At 57.7% G+C, this 25,711-nt stretch carries 21 protein-coding genes and 2 pseudogenes; 18 read left to right on the top strand and 5 right to left on the bottom strand.

Translation table 11 applies throughout. From position 1 onward, the window contains the following. Positions 1 to 130: 130 nt before the first annotated feature. On the bottom strand, positions 131 to 1,567 hold the full coding sequence (gene pdxR, locus PQU94_RS04140) for a MocR-like pyridoxine biosynthesis transcription factor PdxR (RefSeq protein ID WP_497006775.1): 1,437 nt from the start codon (positions 1,565 to 1,567) through the stop codon (positions 131 to 133). Positions 1,568 to 1,597: 30 nt separating this feature from the next. On the opposite strand from pdxR, the gene PQU94_RS04135 reads away from it, so the two are divergent. The 14 genes and pseudogenes from PQU94_RS04135 to PQU94_RS04070 form a co-directional block, all read left to right on the top strand. Next, positions 1,598 to 2,233: an RrF2 family transcriptional regulator gene (locus PQU94_RS04135; protein WP_368407057.1), complete on the top strand. Its 636-nt coding sequence runs from the start codon at positions 1,598 to 1,600 to the stop codon at positions 2,231 to 2,233. Positions 2,234 to 2,323: 90 nt separating this feature from the next. Beyond that, positions 2,324 to 2,770, top strand: coding sequence for a carboxymuconolactone decarboxylase family protein (locus PQU94_RS04130; protein WP_272740232.1), 447 nt, complete (start codon positions 2,324 to 2,326; stop codon positions 2,768 to 2,770). Between the two features lie 58 nt (positions 2,771 to 2,828). Further along, positions 2,829 to 4,142, top strand: a complete 1,314-nt coding sequence (nuoF, locus tag PQU94_RS04125; protein WP_272740231.1) for an NADH-quinone oxidoreductase subunit NuoF — start codon at positions 2,829 to 2,831, stop codon at positions 4,140 to 4,142. 26 nt (positions 4,143 to 4,168) lie between these two features. Further along, a complete protein-coding gene (locus tag PQU94_RS04120) occupies positions 4,169 to 5,137 on the top strand; it encodes an SDR family NAD(P)-dependent oxidoreductase (RefSeq protein WP_272740230.1) in 969 nt (322 codons plus the stop codon). Positions 5,138 to 5,250: 113 nt separating this feature from the next. Next, positions 5,251 to 5,655 carry a YybH family protein gene (locus PQU94_RS04115; RefSeq protein WP_272740229.1) on the top strand — a complete coding sequence of 135 codons (405 nt, stop codon included), beginning with the start codon at positions 5,251 to 5,253 and terminating at the stop codon, positions 5,653 to 5,655. A gap of 9 nt (positions 5,656 to 5,664) precedes the next feature. Then, entirely contained in the window at positions 5,665 to 6,729 is a 1,065-nt protein-coding gene (gene ada, locus PQU94_RS04110; RefSeq protein ID WP_272740228.1) for a bifunctional DNA-binding transcriptional regulator/O6-methylguanine-DNA methyltransferase Ada, read from the top strand. Between the two features lie 699 nt (positions 6,730 to 7,428). Then, the gene (locus PQU94_RS04105; protein WP_272740227.1) at positions 7,429 to 8,685 is read left to right on the top strand and encodes an HlyD family secretion protein; all 1,257 of its coding nucleotides are present in this window, start codon (positions 7,429 to 7,431) and stop codon (positions 8,683 to 8,685) included. A 31-nt stretch (positions 8,686 to 8,716) separates the two neighbouring features. After that, a complete protein-coding gene (locus tag PQU94_RS04100) occupies positions 8,717 to 9,052 on the top strand; it encodes a hypothetical protein (RefSeq protein ID WP_272740226.1) in 336 nt (111 codons plus the stop codon). A 24-nt stretch (positions 9,053 to 9,076) separates the two neighbouring features. Further along, on the top strand, positions 9,077 to 9,598 hold the full coding sequence (locus PQU94_RS04095; protein WP_272740225.1) for a hypothetical protein: 522 nt from the start codon (positions 9,077 to 9,079) through the stop codon (positions 9,596 to 9,598). A gap of 1 nt (position 9,599) precedes the next feature. Further along, positions 9,600 to 10,514 carry a pepsin/retropepsin-like aspartic protease family protein gene (locus PQU94_RS04090; protein ID WP_272740224.1) on the top strand — a complete coding sequence of 305 codons (915 nt, stop codon included), beginning with the start codon at positions 9,600 to 9,602 and terminating at the stop codon, positions 10,512 to 10,514. A 37-nt stretch (positions 10,515 to 10,551) separates the two neighbouring features. Beyond that, on the top strand, positions 10,552 to 12,672 hold the full coding sequence (locus PQU94_RS04085) for a peptidase domain-containing ABC transporter (RefSeq protein WP_272740223.1): 2,121 nt from the start codon (positions 10,552 to 10,554) through the stop codon (positions 12,670 to 12,672). A gap of 8 nt (positions 12,673 to 12,680) precedes the next feature. After that, positions 12,681 to 13,490, top strand: coding sequence for a Fic family protein (locus PQU94_RS04080; protein ID WP_272740222.1), 810 nt, complete (start codon positions 12,681 to 12,683; stop codon positions 13,488 to 13,490). Next, on the top strand, positions 13,480 to 13,989 hold the full coding sequence (locus tag PQU94_RS04075) for a DUF6932 family protein (protein ID WP_272740221.1): 510 nt from the start codon (positions 13,480 to 13,482) through the stop codon (positions 13,987 to 13,989). Before PQU94_RS04080 ends, PQU94_RS04075 begins: the two co-directional genes overlap by 11 nt. A gap of 297 nt (positions 13,990 to 14,286) precedes the next feature. Continuing rightward, positions 14,287 to 14,628, top strand: a pseudogene (locus PQU94_RS04070) (IS110 family transposase); the annotation flags it as partial. Positions 14,629 to 14,650: 22 nt separating this feature from the next. Here PQU94_RS04070 and PQU94_RS04065 read toward each other — a convergent pair. Both PQU94_RS04065 and PQU94_RS04060 read right to left on the bottom strand, forming a co-directional pair. After that, positions 14,651 to 15,254, bottom strand: a pseudogene (locus PQU94_RS04065) (IS3 family transposase); the annotation flags it as partial. Positions 15,255 to 15,699: 445 nt separating this feature from the next. After that, positions 15,700 to 16,611: a LysR family transcriptional regulator gene (locus PQU94_RS04060; RefSeq protein WP_272740220.1), complete on the bottom strand. Its 912-nt coding sequence runs from the start codon at positions 16,609 to 16,611 to the stop codon at positions 15,700 to 15,702. Positions 16,612 to 17,012: 401 nt separating this feature from the next. On the opposite strand from PQU94_RS04060, the gene PQU94_RS04055 reads away from it, so the two are divergent. Next, positions 17,013 to 19,787, top strand: a complete 2,775-nt coding sequence (locus PQU94_RS04055; protein WP_272740219.1) for a TonB-dependent receptor — start codon at positions 17,013 to 17,015, stop codon at positions 19,785 to 19,787. An 82-nt stretch (positions 19,788 to 19,869) separates the two neighbouring features. Here the strand turns inward: PQU94_RS04055 and PQU94_RS04050 are convergent, their stop codons facing one another. Continuing rightward, a complete protein-coding gene (locus tag PQU94_RS04050) occupies positions 19,870 to 20,262 on the bottom strand; it encodes an HVO_A0114 family putative DNA-binding protein (RefSeq protein WP_272740218.1) in 393 nt (130 codons plus the stop codon). Between the two features lie 193 nt (positions 20,263 to 20,455). Between PQU94_RS04050 and PQU94_RS04045 the strand changes: the two genes are divergently transcribed. Then, a complete protein-coding gene (locus PQU94_RS04045; RefSeq protein ID WP_272740217.1) occupies positions 20,456 to 21,151 on the top strand; it encodes a response regulator in 696 nt (231 codons plus the stop codon). Continuing rightward, positions 21,148 to 22,521, top strand: a complete 1,374-nt coding sequence (locus PQU94_RS04040) for a sensor histidine kinase (RefSeq protein ID WP_272740216.1) — start codon at positions 21,148 to 21,150, stop codon at positions 22,519 to 22,521. The genes PQU94_RS04045 and PQU94_RS04040 overlap by 4 nt, the downstream gene beginning before the upstream one ends. Positions 22,522 to 22,533: 12 nt before the next feature. On the opposite strand, the gene PQU94_RS04035 is transcribed toward PQU94_RS04040, so the two are convergent. Beyond that, positions 22,534 to 22,899 carry an HVO_A0114 family putative DNA-binding protein gene (locus PQU94_RS04035; RefSeq protein ID WP_272740215.1) on the bottom strand — a complete coding sequence of 122 codons (366 nt, stop codon included), beginning with the start codon at positions 22,897 to 22,899 and terminating at the stop codon, positions 22,534 to 22,536. A gap of 388 nt (positions 22,900 to 23,287) precedes the next feature. Between PQU94_RS04035 and PQU94_RS04030 the strand changes: the two genes are divergently transcribed. Next, positions 23,288 to 25,651: a TonB-dependent receptor gene (locus tag PQU94_RS04030; RefSeq protein WP_272740214.1), complete on the top strand. Its 2,364-nt coding sequence runs from the start codon at positions 23,288 to 23,290 to the stop codon at positions 25,649 to 25,651. Positions 25,652 to 25,711: the final 60 nt, after the last annotated feature.

Here is a 25,711-nt window from a genome sequence, read left to right as displayed (position 1 = left end):
GGAACAGGCGCTTAAGCGGCGCGTGCGGGGCCGGTCATCCCGGAATCGGTTTACCGCGATCTCAGCCTCCCAATCTGGCGTCCTTCACTAGACACACTGCAAGGGGGACGCCGGATGCGAACGGGTTGCCTCACTGTTTCAGGAGGGCATTCAGTAACTCATTCAATTCCCGGCAAGCCGTCTCGCAGTTATCAGCGCGTATGTTGGTAATACTTGCAAGAAGGCCGGGCGTCGCGTTGCTTGGCGATGCATACCAAGCTGAAAGCGGCACTGGGGCGATACCTAGCTCGCGCGCACGTAAGGCCAGCCTCTTGTCATCGGCATGATCGAGCAGAGGGATTTTCAGGGCCAGACCTGACGTTTCGATCGTCGCGGGTAGTTCGGTGAGACCTTCTATGGCGATTGAACGCTGGAAAGTATACAGCGCCTTCATCTTACGCAGATGGCGCAAATAGTGGCCACCACTCATAAACTCTGCCAACGCCCTTTGTATTGTCTGACTGGGGGCGGGGCTCAGTGTCGAGGCTACCTCAATAAAGCGGGTGGCAAGTAAGGGTGGGCAGACGACGAAGCCGACGCCTATGACTGGGCTCATGGTTTTGCTGAAGGAGCCAATGTGGATCACTCTGTCGGCGTCTGGACCAGAGGCCAATGCGGGGGCGGCGCGGCCATCGAGTTGCAATTCGCTAAGATAATCATCCTCGATGACCCAGGCATCACGTCCGGCCGCCCAGTCAGTAAGAGCCAATCTGCGAGCAGGCGAAAGGCATACCCCGAGTGGCGCCTGCTGTCCGGGGGTTACGAGCGCTATCTTTGCGTCAGGCGCTTTCCTAATGCCCTCAGCAACGCAAATGCCTTCGGAGTCCACCGGAATTGGTACAACGCAAAGTCCCGCCAATTCCATCGCTCTGCGTCCCAACGGATAGCCGGGGTCCTCTATCCACGCTTCAGCACCTGTAACCTGCAATGCAGTCAACGCCAAGGCGAGGCCTTGCCGGTAGCCGCTCGTTACGACGACTTGATCCGGGTGGCAGCGCAACTGTCGGCTGACCGCCAGGTGGGCGGCGATTTGAACGCGTAACTCCTGTTCACCCTGCGGATCGCCGTAAACCTGAGAAAACGATCGATCGGCTCGCGCCGCGTTCGCCATCAATCGATGCCAGGTTTTCGCCGGAAAATCGGTTTGGGAGGGCACCCCCATTTGAAAGGGCAAAACGCCGCCGGATTGTGGGCGGCCGAAAGGGAGTAGAGGCCGATTTGGGGGAGGCATGGCCGGAGTTGGGATTATTGATGACGTTGGAATTTCCGAACAAACCCGCATTCCCGCCGAGCCGGCCCCGAATATGAGGCTTTCGTCGACGAGCCGGTCATACGCTGCGCGCACTGTGCCTCTGGCCACCCCAAGCTGGACGGCCAAATCGCGACCTGATGGCAGTCGATCCCCAGAGGCCAGAACACCGCTCAGAATGGCGCCCTTCAGGCTCGCAAATATCTGTTCGCCGATAGGCGTTGGGGCCGCCCGATCCAAGTTGATCGCGCATTCAGCGTTTGGGTTTGGGCCAGTCACTTCTTCATTTCCTGGGCCTGTTGCACAATAATGTGGAGTGATAATATCCGTATTATGACAAGCAAACCACCTTCTGTCGACAGTGCGCAATCTCGGGCCTCAGCCGGTCGCCCAAAAGGGCCGTCAGCCTTTTATGGGGCGTCCGTTGAATATGGCTTGCACGCGGTTCTGTGGCTGCTGTCTGAACATCCCAAGCGTGCCAGTAGTCGCGACCTGGCGGATATGCAGGGTCTGCCTGCCGCCATGCTGGCGAAAGTGATGCAGAAGTTGGAGAAGGCCGGTATCGTCAGCTCCAGCGGCGGCATTACCGGTGGCTATGAATTGGCTAGGCTGGCCTCCGATATATCCGTCGGGGATGTGGTCGATGCGATCGAAGGCGACCGCCGATTGTTCGATTGCAAGGAGGTCCGGCGGGGCTGCATCCTGTTCGGTGGCCATCCTCCAGCATGGTCTGTCGACGGCGTCTGTCGCATCCATGCTGTGATGCTTCGCGCTGAAAAAAGGATGCGTGCAGAGCTGGCCAAGACAAGTTTGGCCGATCTGGCGAGGGGCGGCCGGCCGCCCGAATTTGAAGCCCAGGTCGTGGATTGGTTCCGTGATCGAGGCAAGGCGCGGGAAACTGCGCGCATATCAGCCGTGAAAGAAGGCCGACGCTCGCCGCGCTGAGCTGACTGCTGACATTGAAAACCGTCTCCACGCCGGTACGAGCATCCGGTGATGGGAGCCCTGTATCCGCTCGCCAAAGGAATTAAGATTATGACACGCATGAACTGGTCTGAGGTTGCCCCGGAAGGCGCCAAGGCACTCTTCGCCGTCCACCAATATGTGACGAAGGGCACGGGCCTGCCCGAAGAACTCATTCACCTGATTTTTCTCCGTGTCTCCCAGATCAACGGCTGCGCCCATTGCATCGACATGCATAGCCGTGACCTGCGCAAGACCATGTCGGTCGACAAGGTTTTGCTCGTACCGGTCTGGGATGAGGTGCCGCATCTCTTTTCCGAGCAGGAGCGCGCGGCGCTGGCGTGGGCCGAGGAAGTCACGCTGGTAAGCGAGACCCACGCGTCGGACGAAGCCTATGCGGCAGCGTCGGCATTTTTCTCTCCCAAGGAGCTGGTCGACCTCACCATCACAATCGCGGCCATGAACGCCTTTAACCGCTTGGGATCGCCTTTCCGTCTGCCGGTCAAGGCGACCGTCTAAGTCTCGGATAGGAGCGGTCTGACGCTCCTATCCATCCTATACACACGAGGGGCTTCCTATGGTTGGCGTTCTGGAAGACAAGGACCGGATATTCACGAACCTGTACGGCCTCCACGACTGGGGTCTGGAGGGCGGGCTTCGCCGTGGGGCGTGGAATTCAACTCGGGCTATTTTGTCCTGTGGCCCCGACTGGATCATCGCCAATATCAAGGCCTCTGGTCTCCGCGGCCGAGGCGGCGCCGGCTTCTCTACAGGTATGAAGTGGAGTTTCATGCCGAAGGAGGTAAAGGAGCGACCGCATTATCTGATCGTCAATGCCGACGAATCTGAACCGGGGACGTGCAAGGACCGGGAAATCATGCGCCACGACCCGCATCTCCTGATCGAGGGCTGTCTGATCGCGTCATTCGCCACACGTGCCCACGCTTGTTACATCTACATCCGAGGCGAGTATGTTCACGAGCGTGAGCGACTGGAAGCGGCCGTCAGGCAGGCCTATGAGGCAAGGCTGATCGGGAAGGACAATGTCCATGGTTGGGATTTCGATCTCTACGTCCATCACGGTGCAGGGGCTTACATCTGCGGAGAGGAAATGGCGCTGCTGGAATCCCTTGAAGGCAAGAAGGGTCAGCCGCGTCTTAAGCCGCCATTTCCGGCTGGTGCCGGGCTTTATGGCTGTCCGACAACAGTGAACAATGTCGAGTCTATCGCGGTTGTCGGGACCATCCTTCGGCGCGGCGCCGACTGGTTTTCTTCCTTCGGCGCGCCAAACAATGCCGGCACGAAACTGTTCTGCATCTCTGGCCATGTCGAACGCCCCTGCGTGGTCGAAGAGGCGATGTCCATCCCGTTCCGGACACTGATCGACGACCACGCTGGCGGGATACGAGGCGGCTGGGGCAATCTGAAGGCTATCATTCCCGGCGGCGCATCGGTGCCCTTGATACCGGCAAAGCAGTGCCAGGATCTGCTGATGGATTTCGACTCGCTTCGCAAGCTTCAGTCCGGACTAGGTACGGCGGCGGTTATCGTCATGGATAAATCGACCGATGTGATTAGGGCCATTGCCCGGCTGAGCTATTTCTTCAAACACGAAAGCTGCGGACAATGCACGCCCTGCAGAGAGGGCACCGGATGGATGTGGCGTGTCATGGAGCGCATGGTGAAAGGGGACGCCGATCCCTCGGAAATTGACACCTTGCTCGATGTCACGACACAGGTGGAGGGACATACCATCTGTGCCTTTGGTGATGCCGCCGCGTGGCCGATACAAGGCCTGATCCGCCATTTCCGTCACGAGATCGAAGACCGCATCAGCCTCTATCGCAGGTCCAAAGCCAATTACGCTGGCCATTCAATCGCCGCGCAGTAGTCGAAACATAATCCGGAGCCAGATCAATGACGACACCACAATCACCCATCAACTCTGGGTTCGGCCGCGAGACGACGGCAGCCGAAGTGGTCCGGGGGCACGACCTTACAGGTAAGGTGGCGATCGTCACAGGCGGGTATTCTGGCTTGGGTCTTGAAGCGACCCGTGTCCTTAGCCAGGCCGGGGCCACCGTCATTGTGCCCGTGCGCTCCCCAGAGAAAGCAAGCACGAACTTGAAGGGGCTTGATGTCGAAACCCTGCCACTTGAATTGACCGATCCGGCCTCCATCGACGCGTTTGCGGATGCCTTCCTGTCTTCTGGAAGTTCACTGCACTACCTGATTAACAGCGCCGGTATCATGATGGTCCCTACGCTTGAGCGGGACGGCCGTGGCAATGAATTGCAATTTTCCGCCAACCATCTCGGCCACTTTCAGCTCACCCATCGTCTATGGCCAGCTCTTGTTGCATCCGGTGGCGCCCGGGTCGTGTCCGTCTCATCGCGCGGACATCGCTTTGACCATGTGCATTTTGAAGACCCGAACTATGAGAACCGGACCTACGACGAAAACGGGGCATATGGGCAATCGAAGACCGCCAATGCCTTGTTCGCTGTGGGGCTGGATCGGCGCGGCAAGCCACGCAATATTCGCGCATTCTCCGTGCATCCGGGTGCCATTCCGAGCGATCTGTCGCGCCATCTCAGCGATGACGACCTTGCGGCCTCAGGTGTGACCCGCAACGCCGACGGATCGTTTACAATGGAAGACCCGAGCCTGTTCAAAACGGTCGAGACTGGCGCCGGCGCAATCGTCTGGTGCGCCCTGAGTACGCAACTCGACGGGATGGGCGGCGTGTACTGCGAAGACTGCGATATCGCCCGCCCAGCCGTGCCCGACGACCGTACCTTCGGTGTCGCGAACTACGCCTGCGATCCAGAGAATGCCGAGCGCCTTTGGACGCTGAGCGAGCGCCTTACCGGCGTTAGCTTGTGATTTTCAGTCCTTAGAATTCGAAAAGCAGACTCCGGAGTTTTTTGAGGGAGAGGGTGTGGCAAACCGTCGACCGGGCGGCACTGTCGCTGCCCTCCTGATATTGGAGCCATCCTATGACCCAGACTTTCACTCTCGCCGAACGGCCCGAGGACATTGTTCCCAACCTACTCGCGCACCTCAACTCCCTCGACGTCGATACCATGCTGGGCTTCTATGAGCCAGAAGGCCTGATCGTTGATCCTTCGGGTACACCACAGCAAGGCCGCGACGCCATCGGCGCGGAACTCGCCAAATATTTTAGCCTGGGCCTTCAAATGCGGATCACTGAACGCCATCGTTTCGTCGCCGGCGACACCTGCCTCCTCATTCTGGACTGGGATTACATCGGCACAGCGCGCGACGGCACGGAGATCAACATGTCAGCGACGGCGACCGATATTGCCCGACGCGGCCCGGACGGCAAATGGCGCTACCTGATCGACAACCCTTTTGGCGCCGTCGTACGCGAAGCTCAATAGAGGTGGGCGATGCCTGACGATCATTCCAGCTTTTCGAAAGCGCTGTTTGAACAACGCTGGTGCCAGACCTGCAGCCGCGATCGAAAGGCCGATGGCGTCTTTGTGCGCGCCGTTACGACGACGGGTGTTTACTGCCGTCCCTCGTGCGGCGCGCGTCTGCCAAATCGTAGTAACGTGCGATTTTACGACACCCCAGCGATGGCGGAGGCGGCAGGCTATCGAACTTGCCGCCGTTGCAGCGCCGAGGGCGAGACACTGGAAACCGAACACCTGCGGCTTGTGGCCCGCGCCTGCCGGCTAATGGATCGCAGCGAGCAAATTCTTACGGCAGGCCAACTGGCGCAAGCACTCGGCATAAGCCCGAGCCATTTTCACCGGCTGTTCAAGGCGGCGACGGGGCTGACACCGCGAGCCTATAGCCAGGAGCAGAGAGGTGCGCGCGTTCGCCGTAACCTGTCGAGGGAGCAGACCGTGACCGCCACGCTTTATGATGCTGGCTTTGGGTCAAGCGGCCGCTTCTATGAGGCCTCTCTGAAGATATTGGGTATGAAGCCCGATCGCTACCGGAAAGGCGGTATCGGCGAGGTGCTTAGGTTTGCCATAGGCTTATCGTCGCTCGGACACATCCTCGTGGCATCCAGCGACAAGGGGGTGGTCGCCATTCTTCTGGGCGACGATCCTGAAACTCTGCTTGGCAACCTGCAAGACAGATTTCCTTTCGCTGACCTAATCGGTGCTGACCCGCACTACGATGCGATGGTGGCCACCGTCGTCGGTATGGTCGAAAATCCCAGACAAGGTGCGGAACTCCCTTTGGATTTGCGAGGATCGGCGTTTCAGAAGCGTGTCTGGCGGGCACTTCGGGAAATCGCGGTCGGAGAGACGATTTCTTACTCAGAACTGGCGCAACGGGTCGGAGGCAGAAAATCAGTTTTGGCGGTCGCCGCCGCCTGCGCTTCGAATCCGATGGCTGTTGCTATTCCTTGCCACCGAGTAGTGCGGCGAAGTGGTCAAGCTTGGGGGTATGCCTGGGGCCTGGAGCGAAAATTTAGACTGTTGGAGCTGGAAGGATAGCTTGAGGCGATTAAAGCACTTGACCACCCTGAAAGTTCTGTGATCGCTCGGTTTCATTCTACCTTAGTTAAAGCGCCGCGATCTGTGACGGGCAGACAATGTAACGCGAATGTGAGCGAATTTGGCGCTATCAAAGCCCATTTTCACCGTATGTTCCCGCTAAGATGGTACCGTTTATCCGTTTGGGTAATTGAATGAAAATATTGCAATAATTCAGTCGGTTGGCGCGGGTTCGATTCCCTGGGCTTCCCCCTTTTCGCGAAAATTTTGGGGGTCCATTTTGGGGGCTGATCGAATTGTTACAACAAGAAAATGGAGCAAATTCAAATAGTTGGGTGCTTAAAGTGGTTCCGGCTCCACACAGGGACCGCCCGCCTGAGCGGCGAAACCCCTTATGCCGCCATCCGAAGACTCGTCGACGGAAACTTCATGCTCGCATAGCCAGTCTGCCAGGGAGGTGGGCAATTACCTTGGCAGAATGTGATTACTCTGATGGGTGGTTGCGTGAGGCGAACCCAGTTGACCTGCTTTAAGACGTAACTTCAGCTCAAGGCGGGCCAGCTGCCTATTCCATTTATCAACAGGACCTAGCATTGGCGCACCTCACAGCCTCGTTATCACGGACGCGAAAATTTAAGTTGATTTCGTCATGATTGTGTATGCTAACGTGCGGTTAACGCTTGAAAGGTGGGGGGCGCCATGAGCAGCGAGCTTTTGCGATCTGAAGCCGTCGACCATGCGCGACAACGCTGGGGGAGCCCTGCAAGCTATTTCGGTCTCACGAGTTGGATTCTGGTCGGATTCTTCATCGCGGTTTTTGCAAGCGCTGCGACCTTTATTTGCCTGGCCAACTATACGAAGAAGGAAACGGTTCTCGGGTCGGTCGTTCCCGATGACGGGGTTGTCCGCGTCTCGCCTATGCGGTCGGGTTTGGTCAAAGAGGTTTTTGTCAAAAGTGGTCAAGCGGTTCGCAAGGGTGAGGCGCTTTTTTCGATTTCATACGACGTCACTCTGGAGGACGGCGCCAAACTGTCCGAGCGGATCAATGCCACCACAGACGCGCAGAATCGTGCGACCCAAACGCAAGTTCGTCTGCGGAAAGCCCAACTGGCCGAAGATGCGGGCGCTCTACTGGTCCGACGCGATGGGCTGGAAGCGGATGTCGCGGCTTTTCAAAAACAGAAGGCTATTCAGGCCGATCGCGTCATATTGCTGGAAAGCACCGTGAAGTCGTCACGGGAACTCTTTGAACAGCGTTTCGTCTCAGCCGTTCAGTTGCGCCAACGAGAGGACGCATTACTCCTCGCACGCCAAAGTCTGGTGCAGTCAGAACAGTCCATCCAGCAAACTCAGAACCAGATTCAACAGATCGAGCGCCAGATCAGGGGCTTGCGGGCGCAGATAGCGTCTTCTGAGGCCGACCTGGCCCTGTCGCGCGCGCAGATGGAAGAAAAGCGACTGACCGAAGCTTCCGGCCAAGGCGGACATATCGTTGCGGCTCAGAGCGGCAGGATGACGAGTGTTCAGGCCCGCGCGGGTGATATTGTCAATTCGGGTCAGTCACTGGCGATGATTGTCCCGGAAACAGCGCGACGGTCGCAAGTGGTTCAGCTCTGGGCGCCATCGCGTGCGGTGGGATTTGTTCGGAAAGGTGACCGGGTTCGTGTGATGTTTGATGCTTTTCCTTACCAGACCTTTGGCGTTGGCGAGGGGAAGGTGGTCGAGGTGTCGACAGCGCCGGTTATGCCCGCCGATCTGCCTGTACCGATAGAGACGGATGAGCAGATGTACAAAATTGTCGTGGCGCTCGATCGCAACGACCTCACCGCTTACGGACGATCCTGGCCGCTGATGCCGGGCATGCGTCTGACCGCTGATCTGGTTCTGGACGAGCGCTCCTTGCTCGACTGGCTGCTAGATCCTCTTATCGCCGCCCAAAAACGGGCGGCGGGCTAATAGGAGGCAACTTCCACTAAGGAGATATCGTATGAGAGCGTTGAGTGCGATGGAAATGGAATTGGTGGCTGGCGGATATGATACCCGTGACCCGTTCGAACTGCCTCCGGGCAATCCGATCCGGGATTTGATGGATGCGTGGGATCGGCTGTGGGAAAACAAAGGTTACAAGGACACCGATGGTGACGGCGATCGTGACATGACCGACGCCTACAACACCCTGTATCAGGAGGCGGTCGATGAAGGATACTTCGATCCTGGTCGAAGCGAGAACAATAGTCATGAAGACTTCATCGAGAATATTGGTTTGGAGTCCGGTATAATCGACGCGATTCAGGGCGATGATAATCGCCCGGGTGACGATTAATCTTAAAGAGACGCGGGGCGGTCCATGATTAGCAGCATCAGAGCTTTTTGGGCCGGCATTCTGGCGGCCCTACTGAACCATGTCCTCAATTTTGGCCTTGCGATCGCTCTATCGGCGGCCGCCCCGACTCTGCCGTTCCTAAGCGTGCTGGCCACGGTGAGTCTCAACCCGGTCACATCTCCCTTATGTAAGTTCGTGGTATCCGGACTGATTGATCGAAAGTCACTATGGGGTGCTTTCCTGCTCTCCCTTCCATCGACCCTCCTTTTTGCTATTTATTTCGAGAGGGAGGGGTCGCTGAATGGTGAAAAACTGGCGATCATTGCGCTAACTCATTTCAGCACGTCCGCCATTATCGCGGCTTTTCGCGGTGGCCCGGTGCGCCTGTTGTATGCAATCGGGGTTCATTTCGCGATCAGCCTTGCGACCTCCTATCTGGGCCAGATGCCGGGTGTTGCCGTTGCCGTCGCCTGCACGCTTGCCGTTCTCGTCGCGAAGATCAGAACGCCCCGCCTGACCGCGGAACATAGTAGATGGAGGTCATGACATGTTAAATAGACGCGTAATTGTCTTGGGCGGTGTGGCAAGTTTGGCCGCGCCCCCATCTTGGGGTGCAAACACCTTCACAATTCCCTTCGCGGTCGCCAGCGGTCGACTGATCGTCAAACTATCGATCGGCGAAAACCCAGAGGTGCCCTTCGTCCTTGATACAGGAGCCAGCTTTATGGGCATCAAGGAAGACCTCGCGGCGCTCTATAAGCTGCCCGAGGTGCGGCAAATTCAGCTGAAGGGAATTACCGGAGCGTCACAATCGGTCAACGTCTTTCGATGCACAAACGTGAACTTCGACGGCGGTCTGCCTATAAAGCAGGTGGACATGGTTGGTTTGAGGGACGCGATCGCGGCCGGGGCCATTTCAGCCGCACTCCTAACCGCGTCGAAGTGCACATTGAGTTTTGAGGCACAGGCGATCGTTTTGAACGGCGCAGCTGAGCCTGGGCCTGACTACACGAAGATCGCGGCGAAATTCATCAAGGAGTCACCAGCCGCCTCTCGGCGAATTGTTATCCCGGTCAGGGTAGGGCAGGGCTGGCTCAACGCCCTGATCGACACGGGTTCGAAACCGGAGCTGCAGATATCGCAGCAGGCCGCGTCGAGACTGAAACTTTTGGAGGCATACCCAAACTTTAAGACCTTCACCTCGAAGGATACTTTTGGCAACGCCTATACCCGCAAGGTGATCAGGGTGAAAGACGTGTCGTACGGTGCCGCGGCTTTCAAGGAGACCTATGTGAGTGTGCTCGATGAGCAGGCCAGATTGCCTGCCGAATTCGACGCCATCATCGGGTTCAGGCACTTGCACCAGTTCGACTATGGCTTCGATGGCGAGTCGTTCGCTTACCTGAAGAAGAATAAGCACTTTGTCGAGACCACGCCGCTCGACACGACGCTCACGCCTTAAGCAATCATTTCTTCGGGTTCGATCGGAAGGGGGAGCGATGGATGTCATGCAAACGGAGGCGACGGAATGTGGATTGTGCTGTCTCGCGCAGGCTTCCGCACGCCTCGGTGCGCACCATGATATGGCTGAGCTCCGCCGGCGCTTTCCTGTCTCAAGCCGCGGTCTGACACTTCGGCAGCTTTCAGAAATCGCGACCGCGTTGGATATGCATGCTAGGGGCGTGAAGTGTGAAGTGGACGAACTGACCGCCCTTAAATTGCCGGCCATTCTGCACTGGGGGCTGAACCATTTTGTGGTGTTGGAGACAGCGGCTGGCAAGCATGCTGTCATATTCGATCCGGCCCGAGGACGCACGCGTTTGCGTCTGGGCGATGTCGGTAAGCGCTTTACCGGCGTTGCGCTGGAGCTTTCAGCGTCTCCCAGCTTCAGGAAAAGAAGCGAGAAAAGTCCATTGAGCGTCTGGTCATGGATACGCCTGACGCCCGATCTTTACAGCGGCTTAGCTCAGGTCCTCCTTCTGTCTCTCGTCTTGCAGGCCTATATGGTAGCGGCGCCATTTTACATGCAACTCGCCATCGACCAGGCGGCGCTCAAGGGAGACCAGCAACTCCTGATTACCCTGGCCATAGGTTTCGGTCTGTTTGGTTTATTCAACGCCGGGGCGGGACTGCTCCGCAGCTTCGCCATGCAACAGATCGCCGCCGTTCTCAGTTGGGATATGAGCCTGCGCCTGTTCAGGCACCTCGTCCGGCTCCCGCTCGGCTGGTTTCAGCGGCGACGCCTGGCCGATACCATGTCGCGCTTCGACGCGATCAACCCCATTCGGGACCAAGTGTCGGGTGCCCTGATCAGCTCATTGATCGACGGCGCGCTCGCACTTGCCACACTGATCATGATGTTCGTGTTTGCCTGGCCGCTCGGTCTGTGTGTCGTGGCTGCGACATTGATCTACATCGCCGTCAGGCTACTCTCGCTTTCGACCTCCTTGCGCCTTCAGGCGGAAAACCTGACGGCGCGCATTTCGGAGAACGGAAAGCGAATCGAAACCATCAAAGCGATTCAAACGATCAAGGTCATGTCGGCCGAGGGCGAGCAGGAAACCCAATGGTCAAATCGCTATGCCAGTGTCGTCACGAAGACCCTCGTGAGTGCGCGATTCACGCTCGTGATTGGGGGTATTCACCAGGCGGTCGATACAGTCGCCACGACACTCGTTGTTTTCTTGGGCGCACGCGCCATAATTGCCAATGACATGACAGTAGGGGTTCTCTTCGCCTTCATGGCCTACAAGGGCCAGTTCACAAGCGCCATCACCAGTAATGTCGAACAGCTCATCAACTGGAAGCTCAATGACATCTATTCGTATCGCTTGGCCGACATCGTCCTAACGCCAAAAGAGGAGAGTATCGACGTCCTCGACACACAGGATGTCGAGTTCCGGGGTGAGATTGAACTGGAGAATCTCAGCTTTCGTTACGGGCCGCATGATCCGTATGTCTTTCGTCACCTCAACCTGAAAATCAGGGCGGGAGAGATGATTGCCATTGTGGGGCCGTCGGGCGCAGGCAAATCGAGCCTGCTTAAGGTGATCGCGGGTCTTTATCCGTCGACAGGCGGTGAGGTTCGGATCGATGGGCGCCCGTTGGCTGCCTGGAGCCCCAAGACCTTGCGAAGGGCCTTCGGGGTGGTGATGCAGGACGATGAGCTCTTGTCCGGGTCGATTGCTGAGAACGTGGCCTTCTTTGACGAGCGCATCGATATAGACCGTGTTTGGACAGCCCTTGAAATGGCTGGTCTAAAGGATGAGATCATGGCTATGCCCATGAAGCTTGAGTCTTTCGTCGGCGATATGGGCGGCGCGCTTTCAGGTGGCCAGAAACAAAGATTGCTGATCGCCCGGGCCCTCTATCGGCATCCCAAAATTCTGTTTCTTGATGAGGCAACTTCGCATCTCGATGTTCAGAATGAGGCGCGTATCAACGCCAGCCTGAAGCAACTCAAGGTGACGCGGATCATTATTGCTCATCGGCCCGAAACTATTCGAAATGCCGACAAGGTATTCGATATCTGCGCGGGTCAGTTTGTCACGCCCCATGTCGCACGGCCCAGTTCTGGCGCAGGTCTTTCGTCAATTACGCCCGCGGGTACTGAATCGTAGGGGGAAGAATGCGTCGGGTTCTCCGCTATCAGGATGCCTATTTGAGCGTTGAAGCCAGGGCGATGTGGGCCGATACCCTGAAGCTCATGGCGCTTCTACCCGCATTGCCCAAGACGGTAGGCAACGAAGCGGATTGGTACGGGCGCCAGGGAGCCGAGAAAACACGGCAGTTGAAAGCGCTGACTGACGATGAGCTCAGTGCCTACCTTGAGTCGCCGAAGTGGGACCGATCAGCGTTTCTAAGGCGTGCGCCGTCCGAAACCTTCATTTTGGAAACTCTGCCTGAGCTGGCGCAGCCATTGACCGTGGAGCGGCTAGAGAGCTGGAATGGCAAGTGTCTCGGTTTGCCGGCTCAATTCGTGCGGGGCTTTCGCCATTTCACGGCGCCCGATCGCAACGGGAGAAGCCAGGAGTTTGTGGGGCCGCCGGCATTGAGGCCGGCCTTGCAGGAGATTTGCTCGGTCTGGAACGCCTCTCCTGAGGACGCATCCATCCGACCACTCTGGATACTTGTGGCCCTTTTGAATGCTCATCCGTTTAAGGATGGCAACGGCAGACTGGCGCGCGCTCTGTTCAACCTGGACCTGATGAGATCGGGGGTTCTGGTTCATGGGCCTATACCGTTGGGCGCCCTGATCCACGCCACGCAAGGCAATTTCGAATTGGCGATGCGCCGCGCCGAACTCACCAATGCTTGGGAGCCTTTGTGCAGGGCCATACTGCGCCTGGTGGAGTTTTATTCGAGCGATCTGGCAGGGAGCCAACAACAGACAAAGGGCCGAGCGAGCGCCGAAACGGGAAGCACCGATGCCTCATGATTTACCTGCGTTGTTGCGCAAAGGGTTTCCGCCCTACATTGAGGCCGAGCGCGCCAGTTCGCCCATGAATTCGAGCCCCTATCGGATTTCCCGGAGCGACCTCTTCGGGGCTTTTTGTGACGATACGGTCCGTATATTTCTTCTTGAGACCTTTGAGAAGTTCGCCGGGCGTCTTGAGGCGGATGGTTTTGACATTCCTGGCGCGTTGATCGGCGGTGGATTCGTTAGGCGCCTGGGAACGCAGACTCAACCTAAGGACATAGACGCGCTTGTTTTCTATCGCGTTAAGGAAGGGGCGCCAGAAGACGCCATAAACCAGCTGGTCAGCAGAAACCGCGAGGCCAGGGAGCTCAGACTCGATATCCGATTCTGTCCGCTCGATGCGGATCCCTTCACTATGATCAAGTCCGTGTCATTCTTTTCAGTTCTCTATAGCAAGAAGGAAGGCGACCTGACGATACGGAACGGCTTGATATTATATGACCGGCAGCGCGATTAACCTGCACGCGTCGCGGCCATGAAGGGGCTGCCCTAGAAGGGGTGACCCTTCTTCCTTTGAATCACTATTTGTCGCCAGCACGCGCGGGCGACGACATAAAATCATCTAAAATCAATTTTTCATACAAATTCGGTTCGGCTTTTCCGGGGTGAGATGAAGATACGTGTGAAAGTTACCATAGCGACCCCTCTCTGTTAATTTTCGCCGAGAATTGATGGAGTGGATGCCCCCTCCCGACGGCATCGCAATTTGCCAAAGTGATGTTTCCAACAACGTCACTTGAAGGAGACAGCATCCATGAAGAAGGTTAGCATTATCGGTGTAGATTTGGCAAAGCGGGTTTTTTAGCTTCAGGGCGCCAGCTCGGATGGGAGCGCTGTATTCCGTAAGAAGTTATCTCGTTCTCAAATCCTGCCTTTTCTACAGTCTCAACCCTCCTGCATCGTGGCTATGGAGGCCTGCGCCAGGGCCAACCACTGCGGGCGAACGATATCAGCGCTTGGTCACGACGTGCGACTAATTCCGCCGGCTTATGTCAAACCCTTCGTTAAGCGCCTGAAGAATGATGTCGCAGTCGCGGAGGCTATCGCCGAAGAAGCCTCTAGGCCAAGTATGAGGTTTGTTGCAGTAAAGCCCGAACATGCGTGGTTTTCGGGCGAGGATATCGGCTTCCGCGGTCGAAGTGATGAATAACGCCACGCGGCGGTCTGCGGATGGCAATGGCGCGCTGCAGGGCATAGAGGGCGAGGTCCTGCTTCATCCGGCCGCTGACCGACCAGCCGATAATCCGGCGGGAATAAAGATCGAGCACGATGGCCAGTTAAAGCCAGCCCTCCCCCGTCCAGATATAGCTGATATCGACACCCCATTTCTGGTCAGGCGCGGACGCTTCAAAGTCCTGGTTCAGGATATAGGGGGCCACCTTGATGGCTGCCAGTCGTCTTCTTGGAACGCCTTTTCGGCAAAGCCCTCAGACCGTTGTCGCGCATCAGGCGGGCAACGCGACGGCTCCCGACCTCGATGCCGTCTTCCTGCAATTCGACCGTCATACGCGGGCTGTCATAGGTTTCGTGTGACATGACGAACTGCGAGCGGATATGTGCCATCAGCAGCATATCATCCTGCTGACGCTGGCTGGGGGCGCGCCCTTTCCAGGCATAAAAGCCGCTCACGCTGACGCCGAACAGGAACGGCGTCCTATTTTGCGCAAAGGAAAACGGACACACCTGATGATCGCTGAGGACGACCAGACGGCCATTTTGTCGATCTGTACCCCGAACGGTGTCAGACGACCGAAGCCGTTGACCAGAGAGTAAAACTTTTGGCGATTTAAGGCGAAACCGGTTTAAGTTAGCTGGCCATATCGGACCTCATCCGAACCGGTTGGATTGGCTGCAATTAGCAAGCAATAACGTGAATGTGACCGAATATCGGCCTACCAAAGACTATTTTAGCCGCATGTCCCCGCTAATATGATACCATTCGTGCGTGTGGCTAAGGTGTTGGAAATGTTGTGGTAAATCAGACGCTTGGCGCGGCTTCGATTCCCTACGCTGTCCCCATTTTTGCGAAAATTTTGGGGGTCTTTTTTGGGGTTTCCGAGAATTGTTACAATTGAGTTTGTGGGTATTTTCAACAACTTAACGAAAACTCTTCGTTCCGGCTCCAGGCACCATTTCCTTGGTCTCTCACATTCGCTGTGTTGGCAGGTTACGCATTGTCGAGGCTATAGGCCTTGGCGGCCCGGCTACGAATATCCTCGATCAATGCCATGACGTGCGGATCGCTGCTGCGTTCCTTGAGGGCATAAACCCCCATTTGTACCGGGTCTGGCGCTTCGCCGGGCAAGAGTTCCACCTGCCGCAGACCGGATTTCGCGAACTCATCGGCCAGCAGGTCGCCGTGCTGAAGCACCGCGTCGGTGCCCTTGGCATAGTCGATACACGCCTGCAAGGAATTGGAAGTAAAGGCCTTGCCCACCGTGCCGCCGGTAAAGACCGAACTGGACAGGCGTTGCTGATGGCTTTCGCGGGGGAAGGCGATGGTTGAAGGATAGGCCTTGATCTCGGCCTGAGTGCGCGGGCGCGCCAGCAAAGGATGGTCCTCGCGGACAAAAAAACCATCCTGCAGGCGACCGACCGGGGCGAAGGTGGTCCCGAGATTGGGGTCGAGATCCGGCACCTTATAGCCGACGAACATCAATATGTCCCCGGCCAGAAGCTGATCCATCAGGCGCAGCACATTGCTGAGGCTGACATTGATCGATACGTGGGGATGGGTCGCGCGGTAGTCGAAGACGAGGTCGCGCAGAAAGGCTTTCCAGGCGGTGTATCCGGACCCTATGCTGATGCCGTGCTCAAAGTCATTTTTCTGACGCTCGATGGCGGCCATGGCATTGTCGTGCAGCCGCTTCATGATGAGCGCATGTTCATACAGGGTCTGACCATAGGGCGTCAGTCGCATCCCGCGAGAGGTGCGTGAGAACAGACTGACTCCGAGTGTGCGTTCGAGCTTTTTCAGATTGAAGGTGAGGGTGGGCTGGGTGACATGCAGCCGTTCGGCCGCAGTGCTGATCGACCCCGCTTCGGCGACTGACAGAAATTGCAAAAGGACCCGATCCATTACGCGCTCCGATATAGATTTTTTCTATATAACGCGCGAAATTTCGTATTATTCAACGCAAATCTGGCATGTTAAAATTCTGACCTGATTACAGAAAACTGCCCGTATCAAATAGCCGTAAAATAATACAAGCTATAGATCGCGCAAAAGAAAAAAAATTTATAATCTATATTCACTCGACGCGCATACGGCGCAGTCGAGATTTTCCCGTTTCATTTACACATTTTGCTTTTTAAATAGAATTTCTTATTTCGTGGTGCAAATTTGTCTCAATTGTAGATTCATTGCTGTAATTGCACTTGAATGAATAAAAATCATCATATACGATCAAATTCAATCACGATCATTAGTGCGTGATCGAGTCTCGCGCTCGAACCAGAAAAACAAAAGGGAGCATCCTCATGAACAATGTCAGGTGGCGCAGCCATGCGTCCGTCGCCGCGCTCGTTATGGCCATGTGCAGCGCCAGCGGTATCGTGCAGGCGCAAGAGGTCTCGGCGTCCACGGCGGCGGCTGAACCGGAAGTGGTTGTTGTCCGCGGCATCCGCAGTTCGTTACGGTCTTCGATGAATGTCAAACGCGATGCGGTGCAGGTCGTCGATGCCATTACCGCTGAAGATATTGGTCAGTTCCCGGACAAGAATCTGGGGGAAGCCCTGCAACGCGTGACGGGTGTTCAGATCAGCCGTCAGGATGGCGAAGGCCGGGGCGTGTCCATTCGCGGCGGCGATCCCAACCAGACGCGCGTCGAAGTCAATGGCTCGACAGCTATGTCGCTGACCGTCGGCGCAGGCGACCGGGCGGTTGATTTCCGCGATCTGCCTGTCGAATTTATTTCCCGCCTTGAGGTCGTGAAGTCGGCCACTCCGGACATGAGCGAAGGCGGTGTCGGTGGTACGGTCCGGATTGTCACGCGACGCCCGTTCGACAGCCGTAAGCCCTTCTTTGCGGCGTCCGCCCAGGGTGTCTATTCCAACATTGCCGAAAGCTGGGACCCGAAGTTGGCGATCATCGGTTCGCGTCTGTTTGCCGGCGATACGTTGGGTGTGCTGGTAAGCGCCACCTACGAAGACCGCCACCTGTTTTCGAATAATGCGCGCACAACCGGCTGGATTCGCCGCACGGATGCGGCCCGCAGTCGCGCCACTGGAGCCACAGGACGTGACTCTGATCTTAATGGCGATGGCGTCAAAGACTGGATCCCCGAAATTCCGCGCCTGATTATGGATCGGCGCGACACCAAGCGGGCGGCCCTGTCGAGCGTCGTCGAATGGCGTCCGAACGATTACCTCAACCTGTTTGCGGAACTCACCTATGCCCGCGCCAAAGAAGAGGTGTACAGCCAGTTCCTGCAACTGAGCGGTTCGTCTGGCGAAATCGACTACGCCAATTCGCGTGTGGGTGCTGATAACACGGCCTCGCATGTCGAACTGGTTTCGACCTCGGCCTTTCCGATTGATCTGACCTACCGGAATATCCTCGGCAGCCTGACGCGCACCCAGTACACCTCCGCCATTGGCGGTAAGTGGACGGTGGGGGAATGGCTGTTTGACGGCCGCGTATCCTACTCAAAGGGTGACGTTCATAACGATGAAATCAACTCGACCGCCGTCGTGTTCGGCGTACCGCGGGCGGTCATCGACTATACGGGCTCGCAAGGGTCGCCGCAGTTCAGCTTCCCCGGTCTAGATGTAAAAACAGGGCAGGGTGTCAATCAGCTTGATGCCGTCTATAACCCGCGTGACAATGTCGCCGACGAACTGGCGGCGCGTTTTAATGCCACATGGACGCCGTCGGACTCGTTGTGGATCACCAGCGTCAAGTTCGGCGTCTCGCGCACGGAGGTGAGCAATGAAAGCCTCCTGTATCAGCGCACCATCCGTCTGGCCAACCGCACGCCCATGCCCACCAGTTCTGGTGCAGCCGTCGTCTATTCGGTGCCGGCAGCGACCCTGCAATCCATCGTCAACGTCAATTCGCGCGTTAACGACATTCCCTTCTTCAAGACGGGCGACCTCGGCTATTCCGGCGGTGTGCGTCAGTGGGTCGATAACACCTACGCGACCTACTGGGCGACGATTGCCGCCAGCGGCACGACGATGGATGTCCATGCGACGAACCCGAACGCCAACACCATGGGCAGCTATCAGGCCTTTCTTGACACTTGGACCGTCGAGGAAAACACCAACGCCGCCTATGTGCAACTGGGCTTCCGCTTCGACAATGACTTCCCCTTCCCGGTGGACGGGGTCATTGGTGGCCGCCTGATCGACACGGATACCAAATCGAGCGGCTATAACCGCGTGCAGGGGACCGGGGGCGCTGTGACCTTCGTGCCCGGTGTCCGTGAAGGCGGCTATTCAGAGTTCCTGCCATCCTTCAACATGCGCATGAAGTTTGTGCCGAACAAATGGGTTGGCCGCTTTACCGCCAGCAAGGTCATGTCGCGCCCGGCCCCCAGCCAATTGGCGCTACGCCGTTCGACCGATATTGTCGGCCTGACCGGTTCGCGCGGCAATCCGGACCTGCTGCCCTTTTCGGCGGCTCAGTTCGATCTGGGGCTGGAACATTATCTCAATGCCGACAGCTTCTGGTCGGTGACGCTGTTCCGCAAGGACATTTCACGCTTCATCGTTAATCAGTCCTCACCCGAAGTCATTGATGGGACAACCTATAACATCACCCGTCCGGTCAACGACAATTCGCCAGTAAAGATCACAGGTGTCGAGGCGGGCATTCAGTATGCTTTCGACTTCCTGCCAGCACCGTTCAACGGGCTTGGGATACTGGCCAATGTTACCGTTCAGGAGGATAAGGGGTATAAGGGCACCAACGCCATCACCGGCGAGGCCCTGCCTTATCCTGGTCTGTCCAAGACCAGCTATAACGGCTCGCTCTACTACGAAAACGACAAGCTAAGCGCGCGTCTGTCCTACAACTGGCGCGACAAGTGGCTCATCACGCCGACCGGTCGCGGCAATTTGCCCGAATTCAACAAGGCCTATGGCTCGCTCGACGCGGCGTTTAACTACAACGTCACCCCGAACTGGACGGTCTTTGTCGAAGGGGTCAACCTCACTGACGAGGTGCGCGTGGAATATAATGCGGATGCGCGCATCATCGGCAACGAGACCTTCGGAAGCCGCATCTTCATGGGCGTTCGCTTCAAGAACTAGCCAGGTCTGAGATGTCACTTATGGTCCTGCCGTCACCGGCGGGACCATTTTTGCATGTCGGGACGCAAGGGGCGCTAAGGGATCAGAAATTGCGGCCGCGCGATTGACGGCGGTTGAACTGAAGCTTGTCTAGGTCAATGACCAGTTGCACGGAGTCGTAATTGACCTCCGGGCGCACCATGCGGTTTTCGCCCTTGTGCAGGGTGACGAGTCCGTGCTTTTCCATGTTTTGCAGGATTTCAGCCACGGTGCGGATATTACGACCGGTCATTTCCGCCAGTTGCAGAAGGGATTGCGGCTTCGATTCGCGAATGACGTTAAGAACGGCCAGGTTTTGGCCGGCCAGTGTCCGCGCCAGTGCCGGCAGCGAGCGGAACCAGATTTCCGGCGTGCCATCCGTCATCGACTGGATGCTGTCGTCCGAATCGTCATCACCGCAATAGTCCGTGATGCCGACCTTTAAAACCTTGCTCATATTCAACCTGCTGACGCGACAATAGAACCGGCCGGAGGCGAGATGCCCCTCCGAAAATGGCGGCGACCGGCGGCACCCGCAACACAAGACTTGCTCATGGCGCGCCGATGGCCCACATTCCGGAAACTGTTATACTTCTGCGACTTTGCGCGGACCTTGCCCAAAGCTTGCCTGAACCTTGCCGGACCCGTGTATGCGCCTGCTGCTCGTTGAAGACGATATAGAGCTTGCCAACGGGCTTGTGCGGGCGCTGGAACAGTCGAACCTGTCGGCCGACGTGGTGCACAGTTGCGCCATGGCGCAGGCTGCGTGTCAGGCCCACAGTTATCAGGCGATCGTCATGGACCTTGGCCTGCCGGACGGAGATGGCCTGAACCTTCTGCGCCGTCTGCGGCGTGAGGGGATCACCACGCCGGTCCTGATCCTGACGGCCCGCGATGAGCTGATGGACCGTGTGCAGGGACTGGATGCCGGGGGGGATGACTATCTGGTCAAACCCTTCGCGCTGGTGGAGCTTGAGGCACGGGTGCGGGCCCTTCTGCGGCGGGGGCAGTCCATCAGCCCGCAACTGCGCTTCGGCCTTGTCGAGCTGGACATGACCTCCAAGACCGTGACGGTGCAGGGGGCGTTTCTCGACCTGACCGCCAAGGAACTGGCTGTACTCGAATTTCTGATGCAGAGGGCCGGGCGGGTCGTGGCCAAGTTTCAACTGGCTGAGGCCATCTACAACTGGGATCAGGAGGCCAATGCCTCGATGATCGAGGTCTTCATCAGCCGCCTGCGCCGCAAACTGTCGGACGCCGGGGCCGATGTGGCCATTCGCGCGCTGCGTGGTCTGGGCTATCGTCTGGAACGGCTGAAAACACCTGCGGCGGAGACGGGGTCGTGAGCATCGCGCGCGCCTATTCCCTGCGCTGGCGCCTGTTGCAGCGGCTGGGCGTGCCTATTGCCGTCGTTCTGATCTTCAGCGGACTGGGGACTTTGGCGCTGGCCAGCTATATCGGCTCCGAGGTCTATGACAACTGGCTCTACGATTCAGCCATGGCCATGGGCGATCAGGTGGTGAGCCACGAAAACAAGGCGCAGTTGAACCTGCCGACGGCGGCGATCGAAATGTTCGAATGGGACGCTAAGGACCGTATCTTTGGCAATGTCGTTACCGGACATGGTCGGGTCCTGTTCAGCAATGCGGTCTTCCCCGATCCGCCGGTCAACCCGAAGATCGGGGAGCGGTTCTACTATAATGCGAAAATCCGGGGCTATAAGACCCGTATCGTGGCCACGCGCATCGCCTATCCCGGCAATCCGAACAATTCGATCCTGATTCAGGTGGGTGAAACCTTCAACAAGCGCACCGCCATCGTCGCCCGTATCGCTCTGATTGGCCTGCCGTTTCAGGCGTTTATCCTGACGATTATCGGTCTGAGCATCTGGTACGCGGTGGCCACCAGCCTGCGGGCCGTCAACCGCGTCAGTGCGCAACTGGCCGACTATCGCGCTGACGACCTTCAGCCTGTCGCGGATATCGAGCGGATGCCTCTGGAACTGAAGCCCTTGCTGACCTCGCTGAACGGGCTGATCGGGCGGCTTTCGGCCGCGCAGGAAGCGCAGCAAAGGTTCATTTCCAATGCCGCCCATCAGTTACGCACGCCTCTGGCCAGCCTTCAGGTGCAGGCGGAACGGGCCTTGCGTGAAACCGATCCGGCACGTCACAGTGAAGCGTTGTCGCAGGTTTTGACGGCTCTGGCCCGCTCACGCCACATGGTGCACCAGATTTTGACCCTGGCGCGTTCAGAGCCGTCTCAGACCCGCAGCGCCACGACGTCCGTCGATCTGGCGGAACTGGTGCGCGACGAACTGGAAAACTGGATCGACGCAGCGGAAGAAAAGGACATTGATCTGGGCTATGACGGTCTGGATGCCGGAGTCTGCCTGAAGGGAGAGGCGCAGCTTTTGCGCGAACTGATCGGCAATCTGGTGGACAATGCCGTGCGTTACACGCCCGCCGGCGGGCAGGTTACGGTAATGGTGAGCCTCCATCCTGTGCGGCTGTGCGTCGATGATACGGGACCAGGCATTCCTCTGGCAGAGCGTGCGCGCGTTTTTGAACGCTTTTATCGTTTGGGGACGGATCAGACAGGCTGTGGTCTGGGCCTGTCCATCGTGGCCGAAATTGCAGCCCGGCATGGGGCGCAAATCCACGTTCTTGACGGTCCGGACGGGAAGGGGACCCGCATAGAGGTGGTGTTTCCGGCCTGAGCCCGAACCGGATCAGGCATCAAGCAGGAACAGCACGCGGATTTCGTCGAACGCCACGTCCGCCACCACATTGTAGCGCTCCCCCCGCGACAGGCTGAGCAGGCCGTGCTGTTCCAGCAACCTGAGTGTCGAGGAGACGGTGGTGGCATTCTGACCGGCAAGGGTCGCCAGTTGCAGCACTGAGGTGGGATGGTGTTTGCGGATCATCGACAACAGCGTCAGGTTCGGTGTCGACATCAGACGCGCAAAGTCGCTCAGGCTGTCGAACCACAGGGCAGGGGTGTCCGACGCATCCGGGTAGCGCTGTTTATAGGCCGCTTCAGTGCCTATCCCAACAGTCAGGACCACCGGCGGGGGTTTGGACGGGTCAGAGGGCATAGGGGCTCTTACTCTGGAACACACGGATCACAAGCGCTTTTGTGCCCATAAGGCAACCTTTTGTGATGCGAAAATAGCGCACTTAACACAGATAAAGGGTCGCTTCATCCGCGTGAACGCGGTTACGTAACGCTTTATGACGTTTTGGAGTGATTTTAATGTCATTTTTTTTAAAACGCGCATCCACTCGATTTCAATATCAAATATAGCCTTGCTATGCCTGTATAATTAAATAAATAAGACGTTTTAAGACTTAATTTTCGCCTCATTTGATGTAATGTGCCATAAAAGATACTCCATTTGAAATTGAAAATGCTTCAAATGCGCCGTTATAATACTGTCATGAATTGAAATTAATTGCTCGTCGATCCCACTCTGGAGACTCGACGTGAAAAAATATCTGTTCCTCAGCAGCGCCCTTCTGGGTTCGCTTGTTGCTCCTGCCTTCGCTGCCACGCCGGCGACGGATGCCCCGGCCGAAGCTCCGGCGGCTGAAGCCCCCGAAAAGCTGACCGAAGTCGTTGTCTCGGCGACCAAGCGCGCGACCAACCTGCAAAAGACTCCGATCGCCATCTCGGTTCTGAGCGCTCAATCGCTGGCGGATCGCCACGTTGAAAGCCTGCTCGACCTCGCCGATGGCGCTGCGCCTTCGCTGCGCGTTGCCACCTTCGAAGCCCGTCAGTCGGCTCTGACCGTCGGCATCCGCGGCATCGTGCCCTTCGACCAGAACCAGACCGCCCGCGACACGCCGGTCGGCGTCTATATCGACAATATCTATATGGGCCGTTCGCAAGGCCTGAACGCCGCCCTGTTCGACGTTCAGCGCATCGAAATCCTGCGGGGCCCGCAAGGCACCCTGTTCGGTCGTAACACCGAAGGCGGCGCCGTCAGCATCGTGACCAAGGACCCGACGGGCGTCTTCGGCGGTCGCGTGCAGGCCGGTTTCGGCAACTATGGTTCCAAGTCGCTGGAAGCCCACCTGGATCTGCCGGCCTTCGATACCCTGGCCTTCAAGATTGACTCGGTCTATCAGCATCAGGATCCGACCGTTAAGAACATCCTGCCGGGTCAGGCGGGCTGGAACCAGTATGACCGCACCGGCGGTCGTCTGTCGGCCAAGTGGACCCCGAACGACAAGCTGACCGGCGTGTTCTCGATCGACGCTTCGCGCGATGAAAGCACCCCGAACTACAGCCAGCTGATCAACTACAACCCGCTGAACCTGACGGTCGGTACGGCTTCGGGCAATATCGCGCCCCTGCCGTCGAGCGTGGTGGTCAGCGGCGGCAACCGCATGAAGCGCGCCGACATCGGCGTGCCGCAACAGCCGAGCGTGGCCCTCACCGAAGGTGCCGCGGCGACCTTCACCTACCATCTGACCCCCAGCCTCGACCTGAAGTCGATCACCGGCTACCGCCGTGTGACCACCGATCAGTGGGATAACTCGGGTGGTGCGCACCGTACCCCGGCCTTTGCGGCCAATGCAGCCTTCAGCCGTTACAGCCTGTCGTTCCTGCGTCAGCATCAGGTCAGCCAGGAATTCCAGCTGATCGGCAAGACCGACGACATCGACTACGTGGCGGGCATCTACTACTTCAACGAGCACGTGTCGGAATGGGCCGCGACACCGTCCACCAACACCTGGAATGCTGACGGCACCTACACCATCAACAGCCAGAACTATACCGGCCCGGTGACCTCGTCCAAGATGGGCTGGGCCAACAAGAGCCAGATGTTCATCGCGCGTGACAGCGTCGGCGAAGCCACCAGCGAAGCCGCCTTCGGTCAGGCCACCTGGACGCCTTCGACCAACAAGGCTCTGCACCTGACCCTCGGTGGCCGCGTCACCAACGACAAGCGTACCGGCGCGCTCACCATGATCAGCAACGTGGCGACCCCGTACACGCTGAACTTCAAGAAGACCCGCTTCGATCCGCTCGCCATCGCGGCCTATGACGTGACGCCCGACGCCCACGTTTACGTCAAGTATGCGACCGGCTATCGCGCTGGCGGGGCCAACGACCGCTCCACCGACTTCCGCGCCTTTGGCCCGGAATCGGTCAAGTCCTATGAAGTTGGTGCCAAGCTCGACATGTTCGATCACAAGGCGCGTCTGAACCTGGCCGCCTACAAGATGGATCGTGAGAACGCTCAGCTCGACGACTCCAACGTCGATCCGAACCCGACCCTGCCGGGCACGACCACGGTCAACCCGAACTTCAACAAGAACATCGAGTTCACCTACAACGCCCCGACCGTTCAGAAGATCGAAGGTCTGGAAGCCGAACTGCTGGTGAAGCCGACGGACAACCTGACGCTTGGCCTCAACTACGCCTACACCAAGGTTCCGCCGATCAACTCGAAGAACAATGCCGGTGTGGTCACCACCTTCTACACCGTCTTCACGCCGAAGAACGCGGCCTCGGTCAATATCGACTACAAGAAGCCCTTTGGCAGCAACGGCGCGCGCTTCGAGGCCCACCTCGACGGCAACTACGCCGACGCGCAGTACACGTTCCAGAACGAGAGCGTGATGTCTGACAGCAGCTTCATCGTCAACGGCCGTCTGGCCATCGCCGACATCGCCATGCAGGCGACCGGCACGAAGATGACCGTCTCGCTGTGGTCGCGTAACCTGCTGGACGAAACCTACATCTACCGTCGCTCGGCCGCCAACGCCAAGACGCTGGGTGATTACGGCAACTTCAATCCGCCGCGCACGGTCGGCCTCGAAGTCACCGTGGCTTACTAAGCGCAATCCGATAGGTTGCGTCACGCACACGGTTTTTCATGCCCGGCTTCGGCCGGGCGT

It is taken from the genome of Asticcacaulis currens (assembly GCF_028550395.1).
GTDB lineage: Bacteria > Pseudomonadota > Alphaproteobacteria > Caulobacterales > Caulobacteraceae > Asticcacaulis > Asticcacaulis currens.
The sequence above is the reverse complement of the archived record's forward strand: the minus strand, read 5'-3'. Positions and strand labels throughout refer to the sequence as shown.

Coding starts and splice junctions, on each gene's coding strand:
- ada (WP_272740228.1), top strand. CDS start 5,665: ATGCCTGACGATCATTCCAGCTTTTCGAAAGCGCTGTTTGAACAACGC.
- PQU94_RS04075 (WP_272740221.1), top strand. CDS start 13,480: ATGCCTCATGATTTACCTGCGTTGTTGCGCAAAGGGTTTCCGCCCTAC.
- PQU94_RS04115 (WP_272740229.1), top strand. CDS start 5,251: ATGACCCAGACTTTCACTCTCGCCGAACGGCCCGAGGACATTGTTCCC.
- PQU94_RS04135 (WP_368407057.1), top strand. CDS start 1,598: ATGTGGAGTGATAATATCCGTATTATGACAAGCAAACCACCTTCTGTC.
- PQU94_RS04080 (WP_272740222.1), top strand. CDS start 12,681: ATGCGTCGGGTTCTCCGCTATCAGGATGCCTATTTGAGCGTTGAAGCC.
- PQU94_RS04095 (WP_272740225.1), top strand. CDS start 9,077: ATGATTAGCAGCATCAGAGCTTTTTGGGCCGGCATTCTGGCGGCCCTA.
- PQU94_RS04105 (WP_272740227.1), top strand. CDS start 7,429: ATGAGCAGCGAGCTTTTGCGATCTGAAGCCGTCGACCATGCGCGACAA.
- PQU94_RS04035 (WP_272740215.1), bottom strand. CDS start 22,899: ATGCCCTCTGACCCGTCCAAACCCCCGCCGGTGGTCCTGACTGTTGGG.
- nuoF (WP_272740231.1), top strand. CDS start 2,829: ATGGTTGGCGTTCTGGAAGACAAGGACCGGATATTCACGAACCTGTAC.
- PQU94_RS04085 (WP_272740223.1), top strand. CDS start 10,552: ATGGATGTCATGCAAACGGAGGCGACGGAATGTGGATTGTGCTGTCTC.
- PQU94_RS04045 (WP_272740217.1), top strand. CDS start 20,456: ATGCGCCTGCTGCTCGTTGAAGACGATATAGAGCTTGCCAACGGGCTT.
- PQU94_RS04050 (WP_272740218.1), bottom strand. CDS start 20,262: ATGAGCAAGGTTTTAAAGGTCGGCATCACGGACTATTGCGGTGATGAC.
- PQU94_RS04100 (WP_272740226.1), top strand. CDS start 8,717: ATGAGAGCGTTGAGTGCGATGGAAATGGAATTGGTGGCTGGCGGATAT.
- PQU94_RS04120 (WP_272740230.1), top strand. CDS start 4,169: ATGACGACACCACAATCACCCATCAACTCTGGGTTCGGCCGCGAGACG.
- PQU94_RS04130 (WP_272740232.1), top strand. CDS start 2,324: ATGACACGCATGAACTGGTCTGAGGTTGCCCCGGAAGGCGCCAAGGCA.
- PQU94_RS04060 (WP_272740220.1), bottom strand. CDS start 16,611: ATGGATCGGGTCCTTTTGCAATTTCTGTCAGTCGCCGAAGCGGGGTCG.
- PQU94_RS04090 (WP_272740224.1), top strand. CDS start 9,600: ATGTTAAATAGACGCGTAATTGTCTTGGGCGGTGTGGCAAGTTTGGCC.
- PQU94_RS04055 (WP_272740219.1), top strand. CDS start 17,013: ATGAACAATGTCAGGTGGCGCAGCCATGCGTCCGTCGCCGCGCTCGTT.